We start from the raw sequence: 5,836 nt of genomic DNA, 5'->3' as shown, positions 1-5,836 counted from the left end.
GCCCTGCACGAGCTGGAGCGCCGTGACGCCGAGACGGCCCTGATCACGATGTGCGCCGGCGGTGCCCTGTCCACGGCTACCGTTCTCCAGCGCATCTGACCACCCGGCCGCCGCCCCGGCGCAGCCGGCCACCGCCCACCACCATTGCCTTCATCGATCGGAAGCGAGCTCGCGTGCGACCGTCCCCCATTCCGGAGAACCTCGGCGACGGGGTCTGGAGCGTTCCCGTCCCCATTCCGGGCAGCCCACTCGGCTACACCCTGGTGTACGCGCTCGAGAGCGCGAAAGGCCCTGTGCTGGTCGACGCGGGCTGGGAGCACCCGGACGCCTGGGCAGCACTGCGGGGCGGGCTCTCCACCCTCGGACTCGACGTCACCGAGGTCAGCGGCGTGGTGGTCACGCACTACCACCCCGACCACGCCGGCCTCGCCGGCCGGGTCCGCGAGGCCTCCGGCGCGTGGATCGCGATGCACCACGCGGACGCCGACATCATCCGCCTGTTCCACGACATGGTCCGCGACGGCACGGGTCACGCGGTACGTCTGGCCTCCGCCCGCAGGGCCGGGGCGGGCGACGGCGACCAGGTGACGCACGCCGGCGAGCAACCCGACCCGCCGGCCGTCCCGGACCGCGAGCTCGCCGACGGCGACCTGGTGGATCTGCCCGGCCGCAAGCTCCGCGTGGTCTGGACACCGGGTCACTCGCCGGGGCACATCTGCCTGCATCTGGAGGACGGTGACCGGATCTTCACCGGAGACCATGTGCTGCCCAGGATCACACCGCACATCGGGCTGTACCCGTACGACCTGCCGGACGTCGACCCGCTGGGCGACTTCCTCGACTCGCTGGAGCGGATCGAGGACATCGAGGCCGGCGAGGTGCTGCCCGCGCACCAGTACCGCTTCAACGACCTGTCCGGGCGGGCCCGTGAGATCGGCGCCCATCACGAGGAGCGCCTGGTCGAGGTCACGGGTCTGCTCGGCGACCGGCCCTCGACCCTCTGGGAGCTCGCGGCGGCGATGAAATGGCGATCGCCGTGGGAGGCGATGTCCTCGATATCCCGTCAGATGGCAGCCGGCGAGGCCGCCGCGCACCTGCGGACCCTCGAGCGGCGTGGCGTCGCCCGGCGCTACGACGGCGACGACCCCATCCGCTTCGTGCTCCGCTGACTGCCGGACGGGCGAGGCCGCCGGACGGGCGGGGCGGCCGGGTGGGCCGCGTCACATGCGGGTCGGCCGCCTTGATGCGGCACGGGTCTCATGTTAGAACGTGTTCTAACTGACGCCCAAGCAAGCGCTCAGTTATGTACTTCAGTCCCACAGGTTGCACCCGTCTCAGCGGTCCCACGCGTCCGACGCGGAGGAGTGGTCTGTTCGTGAGCCATCAGCCGGACCAGTCGCCAGATTCCCGGGGCACAGATCTCCAGGACACAGATCTCCAGGGCCGGGTCGCGGTCGTCACCGGGGCGGGCGGCGGGCTCGGCCGCTCGGAGGCCCTCGCCCTCGCCGACGCGGGTGCGCGTCTGACGCTGAACGACCTGCCGGGCGACGCCGTCCACGCCGTCGCCGAGGAGATCCGGGCACGCGGCGGCGAGGCCACCGTGCACGAGGGCGACGTCGCCGAGTGGGCCACCGCCGAGGGTCTCGTCAAGACGGCGCTGAGCGCCTACGGCTCCCTCGACATCCTGGTGAACAACGCGGGCTTCACCCGCGACCGGATGATCTTCAACATGTCAGAGCGGGAGTGGGACGACGTCATCCGCGTCCATCTGCGCGGTCACTTCGTCACCTCACGGCATGCCGCCGCCTACTGGCGGCAGAAGTCCAAGGACGCGGGCGGCCCGGTCTACGCCAGGGTCGTCAACACCTCCTCCGAGGCGTTCCTGCTCGGCGCCGCGGGCCAGCCGAACTACGCCGCCGCCAAGGGCGGCATCGCCGCCCTGACGCTCTCCACCGCGCAGTCGTGCGGACGCTATGGCGTACGGGCGAACGCGATCTGCCCGCGCGCCCGCACCAACATGACCGCGGAGGTGTTCGGGCCGGCCCCCGCCGACGGCGCCGATCCGCTGTCGCCGGACCATGTCGCGCCGCTGGTCGTCTACCTGGCCTCGCCGGCGGCCGAGCACGTCACCGGCCAGGTCCTCATCGTCCACGGGGGGATCGTCGCGGTGATGGCCGCGCCGACGGTCGCGCACACCGCGCGTGCCAAGGGCACGTGGACGGCCGCCGGACTCGCGGACTCGCTCGGGCCGCGCATCGCGCCGGCCGGCCCCGGCTTCGCCACGACGCAGACGCTCGACCTGGCCTGACCCGCCGCAGCACGAGAGAGCGCCCATGACCCGACGGAATGAGGAGGCGCGAGATGGCTCCCGACATCGACCTTGTCGACCCGGACGTGTACGAACGCGGCGGAATGCCGCATGATCAGTTCGGCTGGCTGCGGGAGAACGCGCCGGTCTTCTGGCACCACGGCGACCGGGAGCGGGGCTGGCCGGGGTTCTGGGCGATCACCCGGCACGAGGACGTCGTACGCGTCTCCCGCCATCCGGAGATCTTCTCCTCCCGCGAACGCCTGGCCTTGTTCGACGAGATTCCCGGGGACGACCTGTCCCTCCAGCAGATGATGATGCTCAACCAGGACCCGCCCGAGCACTCGCGCAAGCGCGGCATCGTCAACCGCGGCTTCACGCCCCGCGCGATCGGGGCACTGGAGCAGCACATCCGCGACATCTGCCGGGAGCTCGTCGACGAGGTTCTGATCACCGACCAGGCCGACTTCGTCCGCGACGTCGCCGCCACACTCCCGCTCTATGTGATCTGCGAGCTGCTCGGCGCCCCGGTCGAGGACCGCGGCAAGATCTTCGAGTGGTCGAACAGACTGATCGGCGGTGACGACCCTGAGTTCCAGCAGACCAGGGAGGACGGACAAGAGGCCGCCGCGCAGCTCTACGCCTACGCCAACGAGCTCGCCGCGGCGCGCCGCGAAAATCCCCGCGACGACATCGTCACCAAGCTGCTCCAGCCCGACGATAAGGGCCATGAGCTGAGCACCGACGAGTTCGACCTGTTCGTGCTGCTCCTGTCGGTGGCCGGCAACGAGACGACCCGCAACGCGGCGTCGGGCGGGATGCTGGCGCTGCTGGAGCACCCGGGCGAGTGGCGGCGGCTTCGGGAGGGCACCGCCACGACCGCCACCGCGGTGGAGGAGATCGTGCGGTGGGTCACGCCGGTCAACCTGTTCCGGCGGACCGCCATGCGCGACATCGAACTGCGCGGGCAGCAGATCAAGGAAGGCGACAAGGTGGTCGTCTTCTACGGCTCCGCCAACCGCGACGAGAAGATCTTCGATACCGCCGAGGCCTTCGACGTGGGCCGCGACCCCAATCCGCACATCGGGTTCGGCGGAGGAGGCCCGCATTTCTGCCTCGGCGCCCATCTCGCCCGACTTGAGCTTCGTGTGCTCTTCGAAACACTTTTGGACTCGGCGCCCAATATCGAACTCTCCGGTAACGTACGGAGGCTAAGGTCTAACTTCATCAACGGGATCAAAGAGATGCCGGTGCGGTTTCGGACCGACGGCACCCCGTGACGGGGAGGGGTGGTACGTGAGCAGGGTCGATGACGGGTCATTGCGAGTGGCCCTGCTTTCGTACCGGAGCAAGCCGCACTGCGGCGGCCAGGGCGTCTATCTGAGGCACCTCAGCAGGGAACTGGCCGCGCTGGGCCACCATGTCGAGGTGCTGTCCGGCCAGCCCTACCCCGAGCTCGACGATGACCGCATCGCCTTGACGCGGCTCCCCAGCCTCGATCTCTACAACGACGACCACCCGTTCCGGACGCCGCGCCCCAAGGAGTACCGCGACTGGATCGACGGGCTCGAGGTCGCCACCATGTGGACGGGCGGCTTTCCCGAACCGCTCACCTTCAGCCTGCGCGTGCTGCGCGAGCTGAAGCGGCGCCGCGCCGACTTCGACGTCGTGCACGACAACCAGGTGCTCGGATTCGGCAACCTTCGCATCCCGGGCCTGGGGCTGCCGTTGGTGACGAGCATCCACCATCCGATCAGCGTGGACCGGCGGATCGAGATCGAGGCCGCCAAGGGCCTCAAGCAGAACTTCGGGAAGCGCCGGTGGTACGGCTTCGTCCGCATGCAGGCACGGGTCTCGCGGCGGGTCGGGCGGATCCTCACCGTCTCGGAGTCCTCGAAGACCGACATCGTCAAGGACTTCAAGGTCGCCCCCGAAGACATCCACATCCTGCCGCTGGGCGTGGACACCCGGGTCTTCCACCCGCGCGACACGCCACGGGTGCCGGCCCGCATCGTCGCCGTGGCGAGTGCCGACTCCCCGATGAAAGGCGTCGCCACGCTGCTCAGGGCGGTGGCCAAACTGGCCACCGAACGCGACGTGCACGTCGTGGTCGTGAGCAAGCCGACCAAGGACGGCCCGACCGACCGGCTGGTGCGGGAGCTGTCCCTCGGCGACCGCGTACGGTTCGTCAGCGGAATCAGCGACGACGAGCTCGGCGGGCTGCTCGCCGGCGCCGAGCTCGCCGTCGTCCCCTCGCTGTACGAGGGCTTCTCCCTGCCGGCCGTCGAGCACATGGCCTCGGGCACCCCCCTGGTCGCCAGCCGTACGGGCGCGCTGCCCGAGGTGGTCGGCGACGCGGCGGTGCTGGTCGAGCCCGGCGACGTCGAGGAGCTCGCGGCCGTGCTGCGCCGGCTGCACGACTCCGCGCCGGAGCGCGCCCGGATCGGCGAGGCCGGCCACCAGCGCGTCCAGGAGCGCTTCGCCTGGCCCGCGGTCGCGGCCGCCACGGTCGAGCACTACCGGGCCACGATCGCGACCGGGTCACGATGAACGTGGCCCGGCGAACGTCTGGAGGGACCGCCACGCGGCTCCCAGGCACGGAAGGAGCACCGCCCTGCTGACCGTGGATTTCCAGCGGTTTCCCCTCTCCCCCGGAGACCGCGTCCTCGACATGGGGTGCGGTGCCGGACGGCACGCCTTCGAGGTGTACCGCCGCGGCGCCAACGTCGTGGCCTTCGACATGGACCGCGAGGAGCTCGCGGAGGTGTCGAGGATGTTCGGCGCGATGGACCTCGCCGGCGAGGTCCCCGCGGGTGCCTCGGCCAAGACCGTGCAGGGCAACGCCCTGGGGCTGCCGTTCCCCGACGACTCCTTCGACAAGATCATCGCCGCGGAGGTCCTGGAGCACATCCCGGACGACATGTCGGCCATGACCGAGCTGCTGCGCGTGCTCAAGCCCGGCGGCCGGCTGGCCGTCACGGTGCCGAGCTGGCTGCCCGAGCGGATCTGCTGGGCGCTGTCGGAGGACTACCACACCGCTCCGGGCGGGCACGTGCGCATCTACACCCGCGCGGAGCTGGAGGCCAAGCTCAAGGCCACCGGTTTCCTGGTGGACGGGCACCACCACGCGCACGGGCTGCACGCCCCGTACTGGTGGATCAAGTGCGCGGTCGGTGTCAACAACGACGGCAACCCGCTCGCCAAGGCCTACCACCAGGTGCTGGTGTGGGACATCATGAAGCGGCCGCTCGCGACGCGGGTGGCCGAGCGCGTGCTCAACCCGGTCATCGGCAAGAGCGTCGTCGTGTACTTCACCAAGCCGGGCTCTCCCGGCCCTCTCGGCGACGTACCGTCCGGCGACGGGGGCAAGGAGAAGACGGATGCCGCGGTCTGACGCCGCGGCGCCCTCGGTCCCCGGAGTGCTGACCGCTGAGCAGGTGGCCGCCGCGGCCCGGAGCATCGCATCGCAGCAGGAGCCGTCCGGAGCCATTCCCTGGTTCGCGCCCATCGACGGGGTTCCCGGTCACG

General features: G+C 70.5%; 5 protein-coding genes. All 5 read left to right on the top strand.

The window, feature by feature from the left end; all coding sequences use genetic code 11:
- Positions 1 to 173: 173 nt before the first annotated feature.
- The 5 genes from HKK72_RS35055 (at position 174) to HKK72_RS35035 (ending at position 5,702) form a co-directional block, all read left to right on the top strand.
- Positions 174 to 1,169 carry an MBL fold metallo-hydrolase gene (locus tag HKK72_RS35055; RefSeq protein ID WP_187238706.1) on the top strand — a complete coding sequence of 332 codons (996 nt, stop codon included), beginning with the start codon at positions 174 to 176 and terminating at the stop codon, positions 1,167 to 1,169.
- Positions 1,170 to 1,375: 206 nt separating this feature from the next.
- Entirely contained in the window at positions 1,376 to 2,308 is a 933-nt protein-coding gene (locus HKK72_RS35050; protein WP_315987604.1) for an SDR family NAD(P)-dependent oxidoreductase, read from the top strand.
- Positions 2,309 to 2,361: 53 nt separating this feature from the next.
- Complete coding sequence (locus HKK72_RS35045; RefSeq protein WP_187238704.1) at positions 2,362 to 3,588, top strand: cytochrome P450; 1,227 nt, start codon at positions 2,362 to 2,364, stop codon at positions 3,586 to 3,588.
- 16 nt (positions 3,589 to 3,604) lie between these two features.
- A complete protein-coding gene (locus HKK72_RS35040) occupies positions 3,605 to 4,858 on the top strand; it encodes a glycosyltransferase family 4 protein (protein ID WP_315987603.1) in 1,254 nt (417 codons plus the stop codon).
- Positions 4,859 to 4,922: 64 nt separating this feature from the next.
- A complete protein-coding gene (locus tag HKK72_RS35035) occupies positions 4,923 to 5,702 on the top strand; it encodes a class I SAM-dependent methyltransferase (protein WP_187238708.1) in 780 nt (259 codons plus the stop codon).
- Positions 5,703 to 5,836: the final 134 nt, after the last annotated feature.

The organism is Actinomadura sp. HBU206391 (genome assembly GCF_014323665.1).
Taxonomy (GTDB): Bacteria; Actinomycetota; Actinomycetes; order Streptosporangiales; family Streptosporangiaceae; genus Actinomadura_C.
Note: the sequence above shows the minus strand (reverse complement) of the source record. Positions and strands in the feature narration are given on the sequence as shown.